The 21755-nt window shown below is 57.9% G+C and carries 14 protein-coding genes and 3 pseudogenes; 7 read left to right on the plus strand and 10 right to left on the minus strand.

Annotation, left to right across the window (positions count from 1 at the left end; genetic code table 11):
• Positions 1 to 10 precede the first annotated feature (10 nt).
• The 3 genes from JCM15831_RS02475 to JCM15831_RS23210 all read left to right on the plus strand — a co-directional run bounded on the left by JCM15831_RS02475 (position 11) and on the right by JCM15831_RS23210 (position 3737).
• On the plus strand, positions 11 to 2146 hold the full coding sequence (locus JCM15831_RS02475) for a Hint domain-containing protein (RefSeq protein ID WP_156938707.1): 2136 nt from the start codon (positions 11 to 13) through the stop codon (positions 2144 to 2146).
• Between the two features lie 362 nt (positions 2147 to 2508).
• Entirely contained in the window at positions 2509 to 3603 is a 1095-nt protein-coding gene (locus JCM15831_RS16035; RefSeq protein ID WP_051528259.1) for a Gfo/Idh/MocA family protein, read from the plus strand.
• Positions 3600 to 3737, plus strand: coding sequence for a Gfo/Idh/MocA family oxidoreductase (locus JCM15831_RS23210; RefSeq protein ID WP_156938708.1), 138 nt, complete (start codon positions 3600 to 3602; stop codon positions 3735 to 3737). The genes JCM15831_RS16035 and JCM15831_RS23210 overlap by 4 nt, the downstream gene beginning before the upstream one ends.
• 97 nt (positions 3738 to 3834) lie before the next feature.
• Here JCM15831_RS23210 and clpB read toward each other — a convergent pair.
• Positions 3835 to 6436 (minus strand): annotated as a pseudogene (gene clpB, locus JCM15831_RS16040) (ATP-dependent chaperone ClpB).
• A gap of 557 nt (positions 6437 to 6993) precedes the next feature.
• Here clpB and JCM15831_RS02495 point away from each other — a divergent pair.
• Positions 6994 to 7959 (plus strand): glycosyltransferase, encoded by a 966-nt coding sequence (locus JCM15831_RS02495; protein ID WP_025822489.1) that lies wholly within the window; start codon positions 6994 to 6996, stop codon positions 7957 to 7959.
• A 407-nt stretch (positions 7960 to 8366) separates the two neighbouring features.
• Here JCM15831_RS02495 and JCM15831_RS16045 read toward each other — a convergent pair whose 3' ends face one another.
• Positions 8367 to 9740 carry a glycosyltransferase family 2 protein gene (locus JCM15831_RS16045; RefSeq protein WP_051528261.1) on the minus strand — a complete coding sequence of 458 codons (1374 nt, stop codon included), beginning with the start codon at positions 9738 to 9740 and terminating at the stop codon, positions 8367 to 8369.
• A gap of 254 nt (positions 9741 to 9994) precedes the next feature.
• Between JCM15831_RS16045 and JCM15831_RS23565 the strand changes: the two genes are divergently transcribed.
• Positions 9995 to 10267 carry a hypothetical protein gene (locus JCM15831_RS23565; protein ID WP_306301803.1) on the plus strand — a complete coding sequence of 91 codons (273 nt, stop codon included), beginning with the start codon at positions 9995 to 9997 and terminating at the stop codon, positions 10265 to 10267.
• Entirely contained in the window at positions 10195 to 11250 is a 1056-nt protein-coding gene (locus JCM15831_RS16050) for an AGE family epimerase/isomerase (protein WP_373277599.1), read from the plus strand. The genes JCM15831_RS23565 and JCM15831_RS16050 overlap by 73 nt, the downstream gene beginning before the upstream one ends.
• A 50-nt stretch (positions 11251 to 11300) precedes the next feature.
• Here the strand turns inward: JCM15831_RS16050 and JCM15831_RS02515 are convergent, their stop codons facing one another.
• The 8 genes and pseudogenes from JCM15831_RS02515 to edd all read right to left on the minus strand — a co-directional run.
• Positions 11301 to 11975, minus strand: coding sequence for a hypothetical protein (locus tag JCM15831_RS02515; protein WP_025822491.1), 675 nt, complete (start codon positions 11973 to 11975; stop codon positions 11301 to 11303).
• 87 nt (positions 11976 to 12062) lie between these two features.
• Positions 12063 to 13642 (minus strand): annotated as a pseudogene (purH, locus tag JCM15831_RS16055) (bifunctional phosphoribosylaminoimidazolecarboxamide formyltransferase/IMP cyclohydrolase).
• A gap of 54 nt (positions 13643 to 13696) precedes the next feature.
• Positions 13697 to 14230, minus strand: coding sequence for a metal-dependent hydrolase (locus JCM15831_RS02525; protein WP_025822493.1), 534 nt, complete (start codon positions 14228 to 14230; stop codon positions 13697 to 13699).
• A gap of 224 nt (positions 14231 to 14454) precedes the next feature.
• Positions 14455 to 15927, minus strand: a complete 1473-nt coding sequence (locus JCM15831_RS02530) for an efflux transporter outer membrane subunit (protein ID WP_025822495.1) — start codon at positions 15925 to 15927, stop codon at positions 14455 to 14457.
• Positions 15924 to 17018 carry an HlyD family secretion protein gene (locus tag JCM15831_RS02535; protein WP_025822497.1) on the minus strand — a complete coding sequence of 365 codons (1095 nt, stop codon included), beginning with the start codon at positions 17016 to 17018 and terminating at the stop codon, positions 15924 to 15926. The genes JCM15831_RS02530 and JCM15831_RS02535 overlap by 4 nt, the downstream gene beginning before the upstream one ends.
• A gap of 3 nt (positions 17019 to 17021) precedes the next feature.
• The gene (locus JCM15831_RS02540) at positions 17022 to 18581 is read right to left on the minus strand and encodes an MFS transporter (protein WP_025822498.1); all 1560 of its coding nucleotides are present in this window, start codon (positions 18579 to 18581) and stop codon (positions 17022 to 17024) included.
• A 196-nt stretch (positions 18582 to 18777) separates the two neighbouring features.
• Positions 18778 to 19368, minus strand: a complete 591-nt coding sequence (locus tag JCM15831_RS21805; protein ID WP_035773730.1) for a bifunctional 4-hydroxy-2-oxoglutarate aldolase/2-dehydro-3-deoxy-phosphogluconate aldolase — start codon at positions 19366 to 19368, stop codon at positions 18778 to 18780.
• A gap of 51 nt (positions 19369 to 19419) precedes the next feature.
• Positions 19420 to 21255, minus strand: a pseudogene (edd, locus tag JCM15831_RS16065) (phosphogluconate dehydratase); the annotation flags it as partial.
• Positions 21256 to 21554: 299 nt separating this feature from the next.
• Between edd and JCM15831_RS22275 the strand changes: the two are divergent.
• Positions 21555 to 21731 (plus strand): hypothetical protein, encoded by a 177-nt coding sequence (locus JCM15831_RS22275; protein WP_232227949.1) that lies wholly within the window; start codon positions 21555 to 21557, stop codon positions 21729 to 21731.
• Positions 21732 to 21755: the final 24 nt, after the last annotated feature.

The following is a 21755-nucleotide window of genomic DNA, read 5'->3' on the forward strand; positions in this document are numbered from 1 at the left end:
GTACCTCGCTTTGGCGGGCGATGGAGCACGCTCCATCAGGACAGAAATTTGGAATGATGGCTTACAAGACGTCGGTTACAATAACGTCGATGAACACACGGGTTCGGCCATCTCTGAAAATACCGTTATACACGCTGGCGGTCGACAGGTCATTTACCCGAAAGGATCATCTTCCAACGTAACGGTAGAGGCGAAAGGGATAGCTGTAGTCAGTGGAGGCCACGCTTCAGAGGTGTTGCTGTCAGGCGCTGTCGGCCCGCTTTGGGAGAGCTCAGTTGCTCGCCTGCTTGTTCTAGATGGTGGCAGTGCTCAGCATGTAACCGTCAAAGGTGGCTATATTGGCGTTGCTGGCAAAAATGCCGAAACGTCTAACGTTGAGCTTTTGAGCGGCGGACTAATGGATGTCGGTTACATCAATGTAAGAGAAGATAGCGGCACCGCTCTCGCGCGAAATACGGTCGTTCATAGTGGTGCGAAACAGGTCATTTACCCGCGGGGCTCGTCCTCCGACGTCAGAATCGATTCTGGGGGAACAGTCTCTCTAAGTGGCGGAACCTTGTCTGACGCCTATGTCTCAACGGGCGGTTTTATCAGCGCCGTGTCCGGCGGTTACGGGGGTACGGTTACTGTAGACGGCTTGATGTCGGGAGGCTCAGTGTTTGCTGGCGGAACACTCAACATCAATTCGGGCGCGACGCTGGTCGGCAGGATGACCGTAGGTTCGGGCGGATCACTCCAGATTGCATCAGGAGGCAAACTGCTAGGCCGTGCAAAGCTCAATTCCGGCGGCCATGCGACCATAGATCGGAGCGCTGGAGGCACAATTTTCATGCCGGAAGCCAGCCAGTATGGTCTCCTGTCCCTGACCGGATCGGGCACGCCAACAGTCCTGATTTCCGGCTTCAAAGGTAATAAGGTCGAGGCTTCTGATCGTATCCGCCTTCAGGATGTAAATCTCAGCGACATTGTTGGCGTCGCTTATCCCGATGCGGACACGGTTCGATTCACGCTTGAAGACGGCAACTCGCTCTCGCTTAGAATTTCCGGCATTCGAAACAAAGGCTATGAACTCATCAACGACGGTCAGGGAAATACTATTTTTGCGGTTTGCTTCCTTGAGGGAACGTTAATCAGAACTCCCCTTGGGGAACGAAGAATAGAGTCCATCAAGGCCGGAGAGCAGGTCTTTGTCTTCCATAACGGCTGTGAAGAAACCCAAAAAGTCGTCTGGTGCGGAATGAAAGAAGTTACACCATCCTGTAGCAATCGTTTCAACACCACCGACTTCCCTGTAAAAATATCGGTCGACGCTTTTGGTAAAGGACGACCCTATAAGGACCTTTTTGTTACGCCTGAACATTGTCTGTTTGTTCGTGGCTTCTTCGTTCCTGCCCGCATGCTCGTCAACGGCAAGAGCATCACCCATGATACAACCTTAAAAACATATCGATATTATCATCTGGAGACCGAAACTCATTCGGTAATCATCGCAGACGGCTTAATGACGGAGAGCTATCTGGACACAGGAAACCGTGACGAATTCGCCAAACAGTCGGACAAGCCGCGTTCAGCCATGACGCAAAACTGTGCGAAAAAGTCGGCTGCTCCCCTGAATGTCTCTCGTGAGTTCGTCGAACAAGTCTGGAGAGAACTGGCTTGTAAAGCTGACGTTGAAATTCCTTCGCTTGTGACCACTACAGGCAGACCAGCATTTCATCTCGAAACCGGTGAAGGCACTATAATCAAACCCTCACGGGTCTGCGGCGATCGTTACGTCTTTCAGATACCGTTCGACACGACGCTTTTGTATCTCTGTTCGCGAAGCGCAAAGCCAAGTGACGCTATCGGGCCCTTTGTTGACGACCGGCGTACACTCGGAGTTCTAGTTGGCGAGATCACTCTTTTCGCAGCGAATGCGACTAAGGTGATCGACGTCGCAACGTTTCTGACACATGCTCGAGGGTGGCTTGAGCCTGAAAATGCCTCGTCTCGCTGGACGACGGGAAGAGGCGCACTACCGATTGGGCGAGCGACCCGCGACCACGAATTGCGTATGATTGCGATACAAATCCTGGCCTTAGGACCTTACGGTTCGGCGAATAACGCTCCTCCCGTCGAGAGCCAGCCTCAACCCGTCGCCCATTGAATACTGGCAATTCTTTGCCGGAAAAAAAGGGGGGGGAGCCCCCCCCTCCACCTGCTGGTATTCCCCATCGTGAACCACACCTCCCCTAGAGACCTACCTGCCAATAAAGAGCCGACTATTCACTCGAAAATTTCGACCTTACAGAATCTTGTCCAAGTTACTGAAGACACTTTGCCGGCGAAACGCGACGTTCAACGATAAGCGGATAGGTCACTACGCGGGATGAATGTCGTTGTCATTTTGCGATATGCTTTGTCACGCGACTGGCAGAAAAACTTCGAACCCTTTCTCTCATCACGCGCTTTTGAATAGTAAGCCGCCTCCGGCGGGAATTTCACTACGAATGCTGAGAGAAAGACAAGATGAGCGAAAACGAAACTCACGACGTGCCGGGATCTCAGATCCGCCGTAAGTTCCTTCAGGCGGCAAGCGCTGCGGGTCTCGCGCTCGGTGCCCGTTCCGCGTCCGCTCAGACTGTTCCGCCGGATCATCTTGCGCCGCGTCCTGCCCCCCAGCACATCCGCCCTCTGCCGAACGGCCGTCGCGCTTTCGGCTATGCAATTGTCGGCCTCGGCAAATATGCGGTTAATCAGATCATTCCGGCCTTTGCCGAATGTCAGCATGCCCGTCTTGTCGGCCTGGTAAGCGGCGACCCAGTCAAGGCGCAGAAAATCGCCAAGGCGTATGATGTTCCCGACAAGAACATCTACTCTTACGACAATTTCGATAATATCAAGAACAACCCGGATATCGACGCGGTCTATATCATCCTGCCGAACGCGCTCCATGCCGATTTTGCCGAGCGCGCCTTCCGCGCGGGCAAGCATGTCATGTGCGAAAAGCCCATGGCGACAAGCGTGGAAGATTGTCAGCGCATGCTCGACGCCTCGCGTCGCGCGGGCAAGCAGCTCATGATCGGCTATCGCTGCCACTTCGACCCGATCACCCAGAAGGCGATCAAGACCCTGCGGTCCGGCCAGTTCGGTCAGCTGCGCGTGGTGACAACCGAAAACACGGATGTTCTGAGCATCGACGACCCCTCAGGTCAGTGGCGCGTCCGTCGCAACCTGTCAGGCGGCGGATCCCTGATGGATCTCGGGATCTACGGCGTCAACGGTGCGCGCTATCTTCTGGGCGAAGATCCCATCGAGGTGACTGCGGTGCGCGCGCCCAGCACAGACCCGATTTTTCATGAAGTCGAAGACATCATCTCCTGGACGTTCCGCTATCGCTCCGGCGCTTTGGCTCATGGCAACTCGTCCTTCACAGCAGCAGGAACGTCTCGTTTCGGTGTTCAGGGAGCAAAGCTCACGGGTGGGCTGAACCCGGCGACGGCCTATTACAATAATCGCTTCGAAGCGTCGTCAGGTGAAGAGACCCAGGTCTGGCAGATCCGATGTTCCAGATCCCGGCGCTCAATCAGTTCTCTGCTCAGCTGGATCACCTTCCGGATGTGATCAAGACCGGCAAGCCCCTCCTGGCGACCGGTCAGGAAGGCATGCAGGATATCAAGCTGATCAAGGCGATCTACGAATCGGCTGCAACGCGTCGACCCGTCTCGACCGATTGGGGCGACTGGCGCAAGGCGTAACACCGGCCTTCTTCACGTTTGAAAAAACCCCGCCGGAGTGATCCGGCGGGGTTTTTCGTTTCGGGGCGGCGGCGGCGTCGCCTGCGTAGAAATTGAGTCAGTCGAGTTCGGCCTGCTGGCCATTGATGACAAGCCCCTTGTCATTGGCAGACACCCGCACTGTCCTGCCATCCAGAACGCTACCATCCAGTATCAGCCCGGCCAGCGTATTCTGAAGGCTGCGCTGGATGACCCGCTTCAATGGACGTGCTCCATAGACCGGGTCATATCCCGCATCGGCCAACCAGTCATCGGCAGCCTGATCCATATCCAGCTCGATTTTACGGTCATCGAGAAGTTCACGCAGGCGCTTGAGCTGAATGGAGACGATGCGATTCATATCGGCGCGCTGCAAGCGCGAGAACAGAACGATTTCATCCAGACGGTTTAGAAATTCCGGTCGGAAATGATTACGCACGACAGCATGACCTGCGCATGGACCAGAGCTGCACTCTCTCCATCCGGCTGATTGGCCAGAATTTCCGAACCGAGATTGGAGGTCAGAATGATGATCGTATTGCGGAAATCGACAACACGACCCTGCCCGTCTGTCAGTCGGCCGTCATCAAGCACCTGAAGAAGAATATTGAACACATCCTCATGCGCCTTCTCACTTCGTCGAACAAGATGACCTGATAGGGCCTACGCCTGACGGCCTCGGTCAGAACGCCGCCCTCTTCGTACCCGACATAGCCGGGAGGAGCACCAACCAGACGGGAGACGGCGTGCTTCTCCATGAACTCGCTCATATCGACGCGAAGCATGGCGCGGTCGTCATCGAACAGGAACTGCGCGAGCGCTTTTGCAAGCTCCGTCTTGCCAACACCGGTCGGCCCAAGAAACAGGAACGATCCGATTGGCCGGTTAGGGTCCTGCAAGCCGGCGCGTGCACGCCGGACCGCATTCGAGACGGCTTTGAGTGCAGGCTCCTGCCCTACGACCCGTTCACGCAAGGCATCTTCCATGCGCAGCAGCTTGGCGCGCTCGCCTTCGAGCATGCGATCCACCGGGACACCGGTCCAGCGCGAGACCACCGAGGCAATGCCCTGATCGGTTACCGCTTCGCTGAACAGCCCTGCCTGATCGGCCTCTTTCTGCTCCTGCTGCTGGGACTCTTCAATCTTGCGCTCGAGGCTGGGGATCGTCGCATACATGAGCTCGGAGGCCTTGCCGAGATCGCCTTTACGCTGCGCAACCTCTACTTCCGAACGGGCTTGGTCCAGCTGCTCTTTCAGCTTCTGAACCGCGTGAACACGATCCTTTTCCGCATGCCAGGCTGCACCGATTGTATCGGATTGCTCCTGAAGATCGGCAAGCTCCACCTCGAGCTTGACCAAACGCTCACGGCTCGCGCTGTCTTCTTCCTTCCGGATGGCTTCACGTTCGATCTTGAGCTGGATAATCCGCCTGTCGAGTTCATCCAGAGCTTCGGGCTTGCTGTCGATCTGCATGCGGAGGCGACTTGCAGCCTCATCCATCAGATCGATGGCTTTATCCGGCAGAAAGCGATCCGTGATGTAGCGGTTAGAAAGCGTGGCTGCAGCTACAAGGGCGCCATCGGTGATCCGAACGCCGTGATGCAGCTCGTATTTTTCCTTGATACCGCGCAGGATCGAAATCGTATCAGCGACCGACGGCTCACCAACGAAGACTGGCTGGAAACGCCGGGCAAGGGCCGCGTCCTTCTCGATGTATTTGCGATACTCGTCCAGCGTCGTTGCACCGATGCAGTGCAGGACACCACGAGCAAGCTCAGGCTTGATGAGATTCGACGCATCCATGGCCCCGTCCGAGCGTCCCGCTCCGACGAGAGTATGCATCTCGTCGATGAAAAGGATGACCTCTCCCTCGGCACTCTCTATTTCCTTCAGCACCGCTTTGAGGCGCTCTTCGAATTCACCGCGAAATTTGGCTCCGGCGACCAGAGCGCCCATATCGAGAGAGAGTAGCTTCTTGTTGCGAAGGGCTTCGGGCACGTCCCCGTTGACGATGCGCAAGGCGAGACCCTCGACAATAGCCGTCTTGCCTACGCCCGGCTCGCCGATCAGAACCGGATTGTTCTTGGTGCGTCGTGCCAGAACCTGAATCGCGCGACGGATTTCTTCGTCACGACCGATGACCGGATCGAGCTTACCAGTCTGGGCGACTGCCGTGACGTCACGGGCGTATTTCTTCAGGGCGTCAAAGCCTGCTTCGGCATTGGCGCTGTCGACCACCCGCCCCTTGCGAAGCTGCACGACAGCGCGTTCAAGCGCATTTGCATCCGCCTTACCCCCGCTCAAAGCCTGACCCGCTGCTGTTTTGCTTCCAGCCAGCGCGACGAGAAGACGGTCTTGCGCGACAAAACTGTCCCCTGCCCGCTGGGCATCCTGCTCTGCTGCATCGAGGGTACGGACAAGATCCGGCGTCGGCTGAGGCTGACCGGCGCCGCCCCCTTGCACTTTTGGCAATCGGCTCAACGCCGCGTCGTTGGCTTTGCGGACGGCTTCGGAGTCTCCCCCGGCTGCGCGGATTAGTCCAGACGCAGCCCCTTCCGGGTCATCCAGCAGGGCTTTGAGCAAATGCTCCGGGGTCAGTTGCTGATGGTAGTCACGAAGCGCAATTGTTGAGGCGGCCTGCAGAAATCCGCGGCTCCGTTCGGTAAATTTCTCAATATTCATCGTATCACCTTGCTCACAGGCCCCCGAAGGCGGCCGGTTGCGACAGCGCGAACCCCGTTATGGCAGTCCACACAATATCTTACTGACAAGATGGGACCGCCGCGCGCGCCTGCCAAGGATTTCTGTCAAAAATACAAAGGCTGCGTCACGTCGACCCGGAAGTTGATGGAGACGCTTGTCGTGGCAAGCTTGAGAAAGACAATTAAGGAGGTACCGGTCATCGCTGGAAGACTTTTCTGCCATCACCGAATGGTCAGCGGTGACGCCTGAGGTGCAGGACAAAGCATGCTGAACCCGAACCTCATGGCCATGTCACAAAACCGAATGGGGAGAGACTCCCTCGGCATCTTCATTGGACTGAAATCGTATAATCACTGAGCTCTAGTTGGTGGGCGGTTGTTATCTTCAGCTTTGAAGACCCGTCCTGCGTCGCATTTGTGTAGCAGGACCGAAAACACGCTGTTAAACAAGGACTTATCGTCATCGAACTTGACAGCGTAATGAACTCGTGTGTCCTTCCGCGTCAGAAAACAGTCTTAATAGGAAAAGCCGCAAGCATGTCTATCCCAGCCAAGGCGCATTTTTGTTGGATTGGTACCAAACTCCCTTGGATGTATGCTTTTGCGGTGCTCTCTGCTGCGGATAATAGCGGCCTTGATGAGATCATTCTTCACCACACAGACACTCTGGAAGAAGGCGAGGTCAAGAGAACTCTCCTCTCAGATCCCCGAATTACGCTGAGGAAGTTCGACCCCACAGAAGAATTGATCGGGATCGCGAGAGACGCAGACCTTCCTGATTTGAGCCTCAGCGATCTCTACGGGAAGATCGCGTCCCCGGCAGCAAAATCGGATCTTCTGCGATACGCTTTGTTGTTCAGATATGGTGGCATCTATCTGGACATGGATACGGTTACCGTCAAACCGTTGCTCACTCTTCTGAAAAACGATCCTTTTATCGGCTCAGAGATCATCGTCTGGCCCCCGCATGTGAGAGGCTCTCGCTCTCACCTTCTGAAGACGAAACACAAAATTTTGTCTGTCGTGAGGACCGTCTGTCGGTGCGTTCCCCATGGCTGGAAAGCGTTTCGAAAAATCGAATTCCTGTTCCCCCAGGGTTTCAATGGCGCAATCATGGGGGCCTCGGCTCGTCATGACTGGATACGCGAGTGCATGCGCGCGATGGTTTCCCTTCCTGCGGAAATCCAGGTCAAACCTTACTCCATTGGACCGCATCTTCTTCATGAGACGATCACTCACTCCAAAGTAAAGGTTTATCCGCCGAAGTTTTTCTACCCGATCTCGACCGAAATCTCTCAACATCTCTTCCGGTCTTATGCTGCCGTGGATGCAGAGAAGATCTTATATGCAGAAACCAATATCGTTCATTGGTATGCCTCAGTAAGAACGAAGAGTATCGTAGGAAAGATCACCCCGGATTACATCAGAGATCAGAAGAAAACGCAGATGTATGCTGCAATCGTCAACCAGGCCGTCCCGTCTCTTTTCGCGGCAATCAAGTAGGGATGAGATTGCCCCCTTCGTCGAACGACATGTCAGGCTGCAATCATCAGGATTGAGAGCAAAGCGTGAGATGCTGACGGGCACAGCCTCTGCCTCACTTCTGATAATCTCATCGGGCTTCGCGCTCATGCACTGGATCGCCGTGCTCGCCCTATGAGGCGACTGGCAAGCTGGAAATACCTCGATCCGGTCTGGCTTGCTATCGACATGGTATAACAAGGCCCTCAGTACGAGGCTATCTGCCCCTATCGGCAAGCTCGCCTGAGCGTTAAGCCTGCCGATAAGCGCCTCACATCACACCGATGCCGTTTCCGGGCGGCGCTGCATCTCGAATTCCTTCAAAGAGAAGACCCGGCCAAAGATCTCGATCTGATCTGTCTGGAGATAGACCTGGGCCCCGGGGATTGTCAGCCGGACGAATCTGCCAACACACCGGCCTCGTCCCGCCAGCTGAACGGTTTCCCCTCAAGACCTCCAAAGACGTCGGCACCGGTACACTCGACGATTGTCTTCCAGAAGAAGCGGTCATGGGAGACTTCGATTTTAAAATCTCTTAGCCGATCCATGACACCGTCGAGACGATTGAAAATCTTGACCTCATGGATGTGGCTGAGTGCACCGAGATCGACCATCCACCACGGGTTGGTCTCCAAAGCGGTATGATGTTGCGGGCGCCCCGTGAGACGCCCGGAGACGGCACGGCACGCATCCTCGTCGCGCGAACCGGAATGCAATGTCGAGCTTTGCGTTGCGCGCTTCCCTTCAGAGAGCAGCGCCCAGTCCGACCCGGCGACCAGTGTCGACTGCCATGCCGGGGCCAGCAACGCATTCCAGTATGTGCACAGATAAAGATCGGAGACGGCGTTGAAATCAGCGTGATACGCCTGACGTGCCTCCTCGCTTTTTCCCGCCCAATGCGCCTGTGCTCCGAATTCGCCTTTGGTGCCGCGCGCCACACGACGATCGAAATCCTCATCCGACCGAATATTGAAATGGGCGATATATCCGGCTTCAGCCAGACGGGTCCGCCGACTTTCTGCGTTGAGGAAGGCCCAGGCATTGTCCGGAAAATTGTCGTAATAGCCCGCCATGGACTCACCGAGCATGTTGCAGGCTCTTACCGGCCCACCCAGCGCAAGAAGATCGTGATGGAACGCCACCTGCGGCTTCTCGAAAGAAAGCCGATAGGAAACTGCACCCGCCTTGGCAAGGATCTTGGTAAAGGGCGACGCTCCCTCTTCACGCCTGGTATAATTCGTCAGGACGCTGCCCTTGGGCCTCACGTGATGCCCATTATGCCCGTACCCGCACCAGTTGAGATAAACGGCGTCGAACATCCCGCCGAAGCGTTCGCTGACACTGTTGATGTCATTACTGCCGGGAAGACACACAAACTCGTCCAGATCGAGGAACATGAGCCATTTGGTCTCATGAGCGTGATGTCTGAGGAAATGGCGATACATCTGGAGCTGCTCGCCGAGATAACGATAGTGATGAAACGTGAGGAACGGATCGCTACCCTGAACAAAAGGAAGAACAGCTTCGTAAAGCGCAGTTGGATCGTCGTCATTACAGTACAGATAAACGTGATCGAACCCGATCGAGCGATGATAGCTCAGCCATTCGGCGATGTTCTCGGACTCCCAACGCGCGCAGGCCACCAGAACATGACGATAACGTGCCTGAGGCCAGATCCCCTTGTTGCGGGCAACGGCAAGTGGAAGCCTGCCAAAACTGCTGAGATCCTGAATATCGGCCTGTGTGGGTGTGGACGGCGACATATCTGCTCTGGTCATCCTGATCTGGGTTTAACGGTCAATGGTCTTACTCAATAGAGACGAGCTTATGCCCGTTACTTTGGGAGCACACCAGCCATTACCTTAATTTCCATATCCGGAAACCCATAGTGAATTCTTGTGACTGCCTGACCCAAGGAGGCAATCACCGTGTATCCGGATCGTCCATGACAGTCCTTTTAGAAACCGTAGCCGTCTCTCCGTGTTGTCTGAAATGCTATCATGACAGGATTGACAGAATGAACGATCTTCTCTCGCCCATGCTTCTGCCTGAGACCAGCTGGGTGCGCCGCGCCGCCCACCGCCACTGGCTTGCCGCACAAGGCCGTCGTCTGCTGCGCTTCGCTCAGGCATCGCGCATGGAGGGGGGATTTGGTGCACTCGGGCGCGACGGCAAACTCCCCGCCAACGCCGAAGCAGATGGCATTCTCACCGCGCGATGGTGCATTCTTTCGCAATGGCCGCCTTGCAAGGCATTCCCGGCTGCCTGCCCCTCGTCAATCACGGCGTAAAGGCTCTGCTCGGCCCCCTGCACGATAAGCAACACGGTGGCTGGTACGAAGCGGCCTCCGATCCCGGCGCACGCAAGCAAGCTTATCTTCACGCCTTCGTCGCTCTGGCAGGATCATCGGCCAAGCTGCTCAGTGTCGAAGGCGGTGAAAAGCTGATGTCTCTGGCAACCGAAATTCTGGAGACACGCTACTGGTCTGAAGAAGAAGGCGTGATGCGCGAGAGCTTTGCCGCGGACTGGAGCGATGAGGAAGATTACCGCGGTGCGAACGCCAATATGCACTCGACTGAGGCCTGTCTGGCTTTGGCCGACATCACAGGCAATGATGAATGGCTGAACAGGGCCCACCTCATCGTTCATCGCTTCGTCCATGAAATTGCCGGCAGCCACGACCACTGCATGCCCGAGCATTTCGATCGCAACTGGACCCTTCTGCGCGACTACAACAAGGACAATCCGACAGACTCGCTACGTCCCTATGGCATGACACCGGGTCACTTTTCCGAATGGGCACATCTCACGCTCAAGGTCGAGGCCGCCCTCCTGCGTCGCGAAGGCATTGCCCCAAGCTGGATGCTCCAGGACGCCCGTGCTCTGCTCGACTCAGCCTTACGCTATGGCTGGGCACCCGACGGCAAGCCCGGAATGGTCTATACAATCGACTGGGACCATAAGCCTCACGTCACTGTCAGAGCACATTGGGTTCAGGCGGAGACAGTCACGGCTGCCGTCAACCTGCTCAAGCGCACAGGAAGCCCTGCCTATGAGAGCTGGTATCGCAAGGTCTGGGATTACATTGCCGAAGCCCTGATCGATAATGATCAGGGAGGCTGGCTCAACGAAGTCGATGCCGAGGGCCGCGTTTCGGAAGAGGTCTATCCCGACAAGGCGGATCTCTATCACGCTTTTCAGGCAACAGTAGCGCCGATCCTGCCTCTGTCGCCCTGCCTGACACTCGCCCTGCGTGAGTCAGACATCGTGTGACGTGGCTCGCCCTCTGCGCAGAGCAAAATCACGCAGAGGGCGGCGTCAGACTATTCCGTACCGCCGGGGGGCTGAATCTGATCGTATCCGGTCGAACCTGGCGGTGCGCCGCGTGGCACTGAGGGTTCGTCGGAGACGTGAACAGCCTGAAGCCGATCCGGCCCAAGCCGGCGGGCAACCACGAGATTGCCAAACGCTGTCTGGTACCCCGATCCCTCAGCATAAATCGGTGCCCCGACACGCAGGAAGCGGGGACGCGCGCCTGACGCGGGCACGCGCAACACGGTTCCGGTGTTCAGAAGAGCCCCGTTAAGGGCGCCATCACCATCATGAAGCAGACGCTCAATATGGCCTTCGGCTCTGGCTGGCGGTGCTGCTGTCACAAGCTCAGGCATGGGCGCCGCACAGACGTCCATTTTATCACTCAAGGCAAAGGCCCGAACCAGCCTCAGCCCCGGAGCTGCCAGACCTCTGACATCTAGAACAGCCCCTGCGCGCAAGGTGTGATCCTGCGCTGCGAGGCCTGGCGGCATCTCTACCTCGGTGCCATCGGTCAGAATGGCACCCACGGCATCACCCTGCGTCCCGGGCAACAGGCGCTCGATCCGCCCGGTAAAGCGCGGCAGGCTCGATACGTCGAACACACAATTCATGCCCATCACGGGCTGGGCCTTGAGCGGGGGCGGATTGGCAGCATGCGCGATGAGTGGCGCGTATGCTGTCATGGCGAAAACGCCTAGTGAGACTGAAAGTCCTCTTGCCCAGTGTTTCATCTTGCCCCCTGTAAGCCTTGTCCCGCATGCACGCGGTCCTCAGTGACGGAAATGACGCATCCCGGTGAATACCATGGCAATCCCGGCCGCATCGGCAGCATCGATCACTTCCTGATCGCGGATCGAGCCACCCGGCTGGATCACGGCAATGGCGCCTGCGGCAATCACGCTTTCCAACCCATCGGCGAAGGGGAAGAACGCGTCGGACGCAGCGACAGAACCTTGAGTCAGCGCGACAGTTTCACCAGCAACCTCGGCAGCATCAAGGCTTTTCCGCGCCGCGATGCGGGCTGAGTCAACGCGCGACATCTGACCCGCGCCAATCCCGACAGTTGCCCGATCCTTGGCGTAGATGACGGCATTCGACTTGACGTGCTTTGCGACGCGGAACGCAAAAAGCAGGTCGGCCATCTCTGCGTCGGTCGGCGCACGCTTGGTCACAACACGGAGATCGGCCTCCGTGACCTCACCGGCATCACGGCTCTGCGCCAGAAAACCGCCCGCCACGGATTTGAAGGTAAGCCCCTCAGAGACAGCCGAGGGGACGCCCCCCGTCAACAGGAGACGGAGGTTCTTTTTGCGGCTCAGGACCGCCTTCGCTCCCTCGCTCGCATCGGGTGCCACGATGACCTCCGTAAAGATGGTCGCAATCTGTTCGGCCGTCGCTTCGTCCAGCGGACGGTTGAGCGCGACAATTCCGCCGAAAGCCGACACCGGATCGCATTTGAGAGCGGCCTTCCAGGCGGTTTCGAGGGTTTCGGCGCTTGCAACACCGCAAGGGTTCGCGTGCTTGACAATCACCACGCTCGGCTTGTCGAACTCAGCCACTGCCTCGAACGCCGCATCCGTGTCGTTGAGGTTATTGTAGCTCAGGGCCTTGCCCTGCACCTGCGTAGCCGTTGCAATGCCGTAGCGCTTTTCCGACGTCGTGTAGAAAGCCGCGTTCTGGTGAGGGTTCTCGCCGTAGCGGAGCGCTTCACGACGCACACCGCTGACCGTCATGGTTGCAGGCAGAGCCTCACCGCGCTGCCCGGCGAACATGAGGCGATCATGGAGTCATAAGCGGCCGTATGCGCATAGGCGGCCCCTGCCCAAAGCTGACGCTCGGCGAGGGTGGAGCCCCCCTGAGCCAGAGCCTCGATAAGCGCCGTGTATTGAGCCGGCTCGGTCAGGATCACGACATGGTCGTGGTTCTTGGCTGCCGCCCGGATGAGCGCCGGGCCGCCAATATCGATGTTTTCGATGCAGTCTTCAGCCCCGGCACCCGATGCGACCGTCGCGGCGAAGGGGTAAAGATTGACGCAGACGAGATCGATCGGGGCGATATTGTGCTCTTCCATCTGGGCCAGATGCGAGGCGAGATCACGTCGACCCAGAATGCCTCCATGGACCTGCGGCACCAGCGTCTTGACGCGTCCGTCGAGAATCTCGGGAAAACCGGTATGTTCGGAAACATCGGTGACCGCCAGCCCGGCATCACGCAGTGCCTTGGCGGAACCACCTGTGGAGAGAAGCTGCGCTCCCTGTGCCGCAAGCGCCTTGCCGAGCTCGATCAGCCCCGCCTTGTCTGAGACGGAAAGAAGTGCCCGACGGATGGGCAGGCGATCGGGAGAAGACATGGCGGGCTCCAGAATGGCTGTTTTGTTGAGCTGCTCTTAGTCATCCAGCGCCGTTTAGGCAATCAAGCCCGGACGATGAAGCCTTGAAACGGGGTGAATGAGATCCTGCGAGAGATAGTGGTAGGTGACGCAACTCAGCAGTCCAAGGCAGAAGACCAGCACGACATATTCGCCGAAACTGCCTGTCTTGGCATAGGGCCAGAACGCAATACGCCCTCGCGCCAGAGGATAAAGGGCCCAGCAGCCACCGGTCACGAGATCAGCAAGGATATGGCTCGCATAGCCAATCAGAAATGCGCCCCATGCTGAGCGCAGCGCAGCAACGCCTGCATAATGAAGCGTGAGCCCGGAGGCGAGCAGAGGAATCAACAGCGAGTGCGTCACGGTGCGATGCCCGCACAGACGGGACAAAGGGCGCGAGAGCCAGCGCGCCCGACAGCCGAGCATCGAGCGTTCCGTATCGAGATCGGGGGTCAGGCTACCGAACCCGGCCGCAATGAGACTGGCCAGTGAAAGCGGAACATAGCCCATGGAAGACGCGGTGACTGCGCAGGCGACACCAAGAACGATATGAGAACGACCGATCATGGCGCCTTATGACATCAGGTTCATGTCGGCGTCTATCCTGATGATTCTAAAACAGACTCAATCGTGAGCGTTGCTTCCGAATAGTTACCCATCAGCCGTAGAAAACGTGATCCATTACGCCATCCAGACCTTGGACTTTTTGATTCCCGAGGATCAGTCGGCCAAATCGGTTCAGGCAGAAGATCTCAGCAAAGAGAGTTCATCTATTTTCTTAGTATATTGATTTATCGCGCTGTTTTCGCGTTATTTTTCTCAAGAAATCCGGGATAGGCCCATCCGCCTCCGAGCGCACGGTAGAGTGACACGAAAGCTGTTGCTACCTGTGTCCGATTGGCCGAGAAAGCGGCTTCTGCGGCAAGGGCATTGCCCTCAGCTGTATCGACCTGAAGGAAATCCACGGCTCCCTCACGATATTGCTGCTGAGCAATGTCGACTGCTTTGCGGCTCTCCCTTGCAGCGATCCTGGTCTGGGCCAGTCGCTTCTGAGCCTGCGCGTAAGCGGTCAACGCGTTATCGACCTCGTTCCAGGCGGTCATCACCGTCTGATGGAATGCAAGGGCGGCGTCTTTCTGCTCAGCCTTTCTCAAGGCCAAGGTTCCGCGCAAACGACCGCCTTCGAAGAGCGGCACAGAAAGCGTCGGACCTGTGGCGAACTGACGCGAGGGCAAGGAGAAAAAATTAGCGGCAGAGAGGGTCTGAGTGCCCATCTGGCCGGTCAGTGTGATGTCAGGGTAAAAGGCGGCAATCGCGACCCCGACCCCGGCAGTTGCGGCATGGAGCTTTGCTTCTGCCTCCCGAATATCGGGGCGCCTGCGCGCAAGCGCCGAAGGCAAACCAATCGGCGCCGCAGGGACGACGATCGGCATGGCACCGTGATGGCGGTCGAGCTCCTGCGCGAGACTACGTGGCGGCTCGTCGAGAAGAAGGCCGATTGCGTTGATCAGGGCGCTCTCGGCATTATGCAGCGTAGGTAAAGAGGCTGCGGTGTTGGCTTGCTCTGTGCGCGCCTGCGCAAGATCGAGCGCTGTCGCAGCGCCATTCCCGAAACGGGACTCAACAAGAGCAACATCGTGATCGGCAACAGCCAGATGCCGCTCGGTGATCGAGAGCTGATCCTGCACGCCCCTGAGCTGCATGTAGGAATCGACCAGCGTCGCCAGCGTGCTGAGCGCAAGTCCATGACGGGCTTCGATCGCTGCCTCCTGGGTTGCATGCTGCGCTTCGACCGCGCGCCGGATCTGCCCGAACAGATCGAGATCCCACGAAGCACCCAGCGTATTCTGGAAAAAATTATACTCGTTCGGCGCACCGGTCCGAGCTTGAACAAGCGAAATAAACCCTGTCGGGCTCTGATGCGTGCGCGAATACGACCCCGCCCAATCGACACTGGGCAATCCCTGTGCCGCCGCGATCCGCGTCTGGGACCGTGCTTCTTCAATCCGCTGCATGCCACGCTGCAAATCGATGTTCTGCACCGCAAGCCGATCGATCAGCCGGTTCAGTTCAGGGTCGTTGAAGAGCTTCCACCAGGCATGATCGACGGGACCGCCATAGGTTGCTCCTGCAAGCCCCTGAGGCTCTTCCTCGAAATGCCTCGGCGCAATGACATCGGGTTGCTTGTAATCAGGCCCGAGGGTGCACCCCGCAAGGCAGGTTGCCGCTGACAGAACCCCGAGCAGAGTCGTCGCAAGCCTCATCGTGCCGTGATCCCGGCTGCACTATGCTTTTGCTCGTCCACAACGTTTTCGAGATGGGTATCGACTGTCGTCTCAACCGAAAAGCCTATCCGCAGAAGCTTGGCCAGAGGCTGTCCGGGGGCAAGGACAATCTTGACCGGCAGACGTTGCACGATCTTGGTGAAATTGCCTGTCGCATTTTCCGGCGCTATGGGCGCAAAGGCTGCCCCTGAAGCCGGTGGAATGCTGTCGACAATCCCTTCCAGATCCATGTCATAGGCATCGACATGGATCCGCGCCCGCTGGCCGGGACGCATGTTGCGCAGGGCAATCTCACGATAATTCGCCATGATCCAGAGCTGATCCATCGGCACGAGCCCCATCAGTGCAGCGCCGGGCGCCACGTAATTCCCGCTTTGCACCGTCTTCTCTCCGACCATCCCGTCAAACGGGGCACGGATTTCCGTGTAGGAGAGGTTGAGTTCGTCCTGTCTGATCACAGCATGGTCGATCTCAATCGTCTTCAGAGCCGCCTGGTGCCGGGCCCGCAACATCGGTAATTCGGCCTCGGCAGCAGCGATCCGTGCCTTCATGCTTCGCAGATTAGCCTCCAGCTCTCTCATGGAGGCATCGGTCATCTGGTGTTCCTGGGTCGAGCCCGCACCCGTTTGGGCGAGATTGTGGTAGCGCTGAGCATTCTGACGCGCATAAACAAGTTGCGCCTCAATGCGGCCAGCCTCGGCCTTGCTCTCATCGATCAGGCTTGGCTGACGATCGACCGAGGATTCCGCGTCCAGAACCAATGCTTCATCATGGGCCAGCTGCCCGCGGCTCCGCATCAGCGCCGTCTCGTAATCTCTCGGATCGAGACGCGCCAGAACCTGCCCTGCCTTGACGCTCTGATTGTCATCGACGAGCACCTCGATCACCTGACCGGAGACCCGAGGAGCAATCGTCGCATAATGCGCGCTGACATAAGCGTCATTGGTCCAGACATGACGGGACGGTATGAAAACGATCGCGAGCACAATGCCGCAGAACACTGCAATAATGAGGCCAGTAACGGCAAAAGGCCATTTGGCGGGGCTTCTCTTCTGGTCGTCAGAGGCCATGGGTCAGGACTGTTTCTTTATGAACATGAGACGGGGAGGATAAGTACGCTGAGGCAGGACAAGCACCCAGACCATCAGAAACACGGTGATCGCAGCGATGATCAGATAGGCATCGGATAATTCCAGTACTGCGGTCTGATGGGCGAGCTGCGATTTGAAGGTCACGACTGAATCCGCGGTTCGAGGCGTTCCATCAGGCAATAGCGGTGCCGGCTTTTGCAGCGGAAGCGCGTTGGCCTGATAGGTGCGAAAACGATCACGCCCAATCTGATCGGTCAGCCGATCGGAATGCAGCCCTCCGCGCCAACGGTGAATCAGCTGCAGCAGCCAGATGCCGATTGCCTGCGCCACAGCGCGCGGCGTGTTGACCATGGCCGCTGCAAAAGGCCCCTCCGCCGGAACGAGCGAATTGGTCGACATCATCAGGAGCGGCATGACGATCATCGCCTCGCCTGCCCCCATGAAAATCTGCCAGAGATAGAATTCGTTGCGGTTCCAGTCGACGGTCATGAAGCTGTCGCCGAGGCACGCCATCAGGATAAGCCCCATCCCGAGAAAACTGACGACACGGCTGTCGACTGATTTGCTGTTCAACACCACCGCCATCAGAGGCAGCATCACGAGCTGAATGCACGCAATTTCGAGCGTCACAAGATAGATCTGCTCAGGCCGGTATCCGGCCACTTCCTGCAGGAATGTCGCGGGCAGCGTCGATGAAGCGAGCGACACGACCAGAAAAATAAGCAGCGTCGACGCGCCATAGGCAAAGTTACGCCTGCCAAGCAACTGAAACCGGAAGAGAGGCGTATGCTGGTTCCACTCCACATAGATCAATAACGGCAGGCATATCGCTGCGATCAAAGCCAGAACGCAGATCGCCGGTGAATTGAACCAGTCGAACCGGTCTCCCTGCTGCAACAGAGTCGATAGCGCACCGAACCCGAAAAGGATCAGGAGCGTGCCCTTCCAGTCGAATTTCTCGAACCGCTCATATTTCGGCGCCTCGGCCGGGATGCCGTACCAGAGCAGGGAAATCGCGAGGCTTCCAAAGGGAACGGCCTGCCAGAACACGAAACGCCAATCGATGAGATCGGTCCAGAGCCCGGCCAGAGCGGTGCTCAGATTTGGAAAGAACGTGGCCGTCAACGAATAGGCAGCCAGCCCATAAAGCCTGACGGGCGGCGCCAGCACCCGCAATGCAATCAGAAGTACCAGCGGCACGGCAAGGCCGCCCGCAAGCCCCTCGATAATCCGCAAGCCATAAAGCAGGGCCAGATTGCTGGTAAACGGGATGAGCGCTGCAGAGATACTCGCCGTTACGGTAACAACAATCGCAAAGCGCCTCACGGAGAAAGTCAGCGCCAGCCAGGGCGCGAGCGCCATGCCCATGATTTCGGCTGAAAGATAGAGACTGTTGAACCAGGTGCCAGGATCGTGGCTCAGACCGAGGCCACCGAGAATATCAGGCAAGGATTGAGAGGAAACCTGCTCGTTCAGCTCGGTCGTCATGGCGAGAACGATGACGCCGGCGAGTCCGAAATAGGATCGACCCTGCTTTGTCATGAGCGCCTGTCATCGCCACAACACGCAAAAAGGACAGTCATGAAACGCATCGATCCTACTTCAACGATTTCCGGCCTCGTTGCAATCGGTACGCTCTTAAAACTTCTCTTAGTGTCCAGACGCGCAGGTCTTTGCGCGGTAAAGAAGGTGAGAGGCGGGAGGGAAGCGCCCTCTCCTCTCCCGCATCAGTCTGTCTTCAGCCTTTAAGCTGCGAAGCACGCTGTGCACGCGACTGGATCGCCTCCGCATCGAAAGCTCCGCCGGTCAGCCAGGAACCGCCAACGCAGCTTACCGCAGGCTGAGCCAGCCACTCGGCTGCATTCTCTTCGCTGATTCCACCGGTGGGGCAGAACTTCACCTGACCGAAGACCGAAGCGAGCGCCTTGAGCGCGGGAAGCCCCCCATTCGCCATGGCCGGGAAGAACTTGAAGCGGCTCAGACCGAGATCGAGACCACGCATGATATCACCCGCATTGGCGATGCCGGGCAAAAGCGGCACGTCATGACGCTGGGCGGCAGAGGCCACTTCCGGCGTCAGACCGGGACTGACTATGAAGCGTGCGCCCGCCTCGACTGAGCGCGCAAGATCATCACCGTTCAACACGGTTCCGGCCCCGACATGAGCGCCTTCGACCTTGGACATCTCGGCAATCGCCTCGAGCGCGCATTCGGTGCGTAGCGTTACCTCAAGCGTGGTCAACCCGCCCGCGACCAGCGCCTGCGCGATCGGCCGTGCCAGTGACAGATCCGGAATCACCAGTACCGGAATGACCGGACATCTGGTCATCACGCGTCCAGCATTGTCGTGTCGAGCATGAATTTTTTCCTTATCGAGTTCCGCGCCGTGACTTTCCATCACGTCTTCCAAAGCTGCGAGCATCGCCGAGCCGCCCTTCTCCGCCGTGTCGGAGCGGCTGCGCATGAGCGTAAAAAGCTCACGGCCCGTTCCAGCGCCGGGCAGCGGGGGGCGTCGCTATCTGACGGCGCTCCCATACCGCAGGATCGACCAGAGCTTCAATCTCACCGCGAAGGGCGCATATACGCAGCATGTCACCGTCTTCGATACGGGCAATGGGGCCGCCAGACTGCGCTTCAGGGCAGATATGAATGGCAGCGGGTACCTTGCCGCTCGCACCAGACATACGGCCATCCGTCAGCAACGCCACGCGATAGCCCTTGTCCTGAAGCACTGCGAGCGCCGGCGTGAGACGATGCAGCTCGGGCATGCCATTGGCGTCCGGCCCCTGGAAGCGGACGACAACAATCACATCACGGTTCAGCTTGCCCGCCTTGAAGGCAGCAATTACGTCGTCCTGGGTGTGGAAGACTGCGGCGGGTGCCTCAATCGTCTGGCGGTCTTCATCGACCGCGCTGGTCTTGTAAATGCCACGCCCGAGCGACCCCTGAACGAGGCGCATGCCGCCATCCTTGCGGAACGGGTCTTTTGTGTCACGCAGCACACTGCGGTCCGCAGAAGCGCGGGCTGCGCTGTACAAAAGAGCTTCGCCTTCAAGGCGCGCGCGGCATCCGTAATCGGCAAAACCACCCTTTGAGACGGTGAGAATATCCTGATGCAGCATCCCCGCCTCGCACAGTGCGGCGATCAGCGTCGGCAGTCCGCCCGCTTCCTGCATGGCGTTAACGTCTGCCGCACCGTTCGGATAGGCGCGGGTCAGCAGCGGCACAGCGGAAGAAAGCTCGTCCAGATCGCTCCAGTCAATCGCAATCCCCGCAGCCCGCGCAATTGCCGGGAGATGGATTGCATGATTGGTCGATCCGCCGGTCGCCAGCAATCCGATGGCTGCGTTGACGATTGCCTTCTCATCCACGAGATGCGCCAGTGGACGATGATCGTCTCCGGGTCGCGAAATCTCAACCAGACGGTGCACCGCCTTGCGATTGAGCGCCTGACGGATGCGGCTGTTCGGGTTCCAGAATGCTGAATCGGGCAGCATGAGCCCCATAAGCTCGACCATCATCTGGTTGGTGTTGGCCGTACCATAGAACGTGCAGGTGCCCGCGCTATGATAGGAGCGGCCTCAGCCTCCATCAGCGCGCTGGAATCAACCTTGCCCTCAGCATAGAGCTGACGAACCCGCTGCTTTTCCTTGTTCGGCAGCCCCGATGTCATCGGTCCCGCAGGCACGAGCAGAGCTGGCAGATGGCCGAAACGCAGCGCGCCCATAAGCAGCCCGGGCACGATCTTGTCGCAGATCCCGAGCAACGCCACGCCTTCGAACATGCCATGGCTGAGACCGATGGCCGTCCCCATCGCAATATTGTCTCGCGACAACAGCGAGAGCTCCATCCCCTCCTGCCCCTGCGTCACACCATCGCACATGGCGGGCACGCCTCCTGCCACCTGAAGCGTTGCACCGACTTCACGAGCGAAGAGCTTCATCTGGTCAGGGTAGCGTGCGTAAGGCTGATGCGCCGAAAGCATGTCGTTATAGCTGGTCACAGCCCCAAGATTGACGCCACCGCCGCGCATCAGACGGGCCTTGTCCTCTCCCGAGGCCGCCATTGCATGGGCCAGATTGCCGCAGGCAAGCCGGGGGCGCGAGATGCCTTTCTGGCGGTTGCGCTCCATGAGGGCGAGATAACGACGCCGCGACACGGCTGAGCGCTCGATAATGCGCTCGGTGACGGAAGCAACGACGGGATGAACGGACATGGCGGCTCGCTGAGGGCTGAGTTGGGGCTTGGAGTAATAAGAAAGGCGCTCTTGTAAAGTTTGCGTGAAGAATTGGTCAAGACCCCAGAGTAATAAAGTTTTGCTCAGAGACCCTTTTTTAGATTTTTATAACATTGCCCTTGCAACAACCTGTTGCACCCGGAACACGGTGCAATGAAATTGTCACAATGACACCGCATGACATCACATTACGACATTGAAACTCTCAATCACCTCGTGCCATTGCGAAGCCAATTCGGAGTTCCTTCCGCCACCATTTCCTTTCGCGAAAGTGACCAATGGCCATTTCCCGCATGCATGTCCGCCGCGCCTCGCTGCTGCTGGGCGCGACCTTCCTTGCCAGCGCTACCGTCTCGGCTCACGCCGCATCCGACGTAACAACGCCGCATAAGGCAGCCCACAAGGCCGCGGTCAAACACGGCACCGCAAAGACCAGCCTGACCCCGATCAGCTAAGGCCACAACAGTCTCGACCACAGC

The sequence above is a fragment of the Asaia astilbis JCM 15831 genome (genome assembly GCF_000613845.1).
GTDB classification, from domain to species: domain Bacteria; phylum Pseudomonadota; class Alphaproteobacteria; order Acetobacterales; family Acetobacteraceae; genus Asaia; species Asaia astilbis.

Bases quoted from the DNA above. Each gene is read 5' to 3' on its own strand.
- JCM15831_RS16035 (WP_051528259.1), top strand. From the start codon at position 2,509: ATGAGCGAAAACGAAACTCACGACGTGCCGGGATCTCAGATCCGCCGT.
- JCM15831_RS02495 (WP_025822489.1), top strand. From the start codon at position 6,994: ATGTCTATCCCAGCCAAGGCGCATTTTTGTTGGATTGGTACCAAACTC.
- JCM15831_RS16045 (WP_051528261.1), bottom strand. From the start codon at position 9,740: ATGTCGCCGTCCACACCCACACAGGCCGATATTCAGGATCTCAGCAGT.
- JCM15831_RS23565 (WP_306301803.1), top strand. From the start codon at position 9,995: ATGAACGATCTTCTCTCGCCCATGCTTCTGCCTGAGACCAGCTGGGTG.
- JCM15831_RS16050 (WP_373277599.1), top strand. From the start codon at position 10,195: ATGGTGCATTCTTTCGCAATGGCCGCCTTGCAAGGCATTCCCGGCTGC.
- JCM15831_RS02515 (WP_025822491.1), bottom strand. From the start codon at position 11,975: ATGACAGCATACGCGCCACTCATCGCGCATGCTGCCAATCCGCCCCCG.
- JCM15831_RS02525 (WP_025822493.1), bottom strand. From the start codon at position 14,230: ATGATCGGTCGTTCTCATATCGTTCTTGGTGTCGCCTGCGCAGTCACC.
- JCM15831_RS02530 (WP_025822495.1), bottom strand. From the start codon at position 15,927: ATGAGGCTTGCGACGACTCTGCTCGGGGTTCTGTCAGCGGCAACCTGC.
- JCM15831_RS02535 (WP_025822497.1), bottom strand. From the start codon at position 17,018: ATGGCCTCTGACGACCAGAAGAGAAGCCCCGCCAAATGGCCTTTTGCC.
- JCM15831_RS02540 (WP_025822498.1), bottom strand. From the start codon at position 18,581: ATGACAAAGCAGGGTCGATCCTATTTCGGACTCGCCGGCGTCATCGTT.
- JCM15831_RS21805 (WP_035773730.1), bottom strand. From the start codon at position 19,368: ATGACCAGATGTCCGGTCATTCCGGTACTGGTGATTCCGGATCTGTCA.
- JCM15831_RS22275 (WP_232227949.1), top strand. From the start codon at position 21,555: ATGGCCATTTCCCGCATGCATGTCCGCCGCGCCTCGCTGCTGCTGGGC.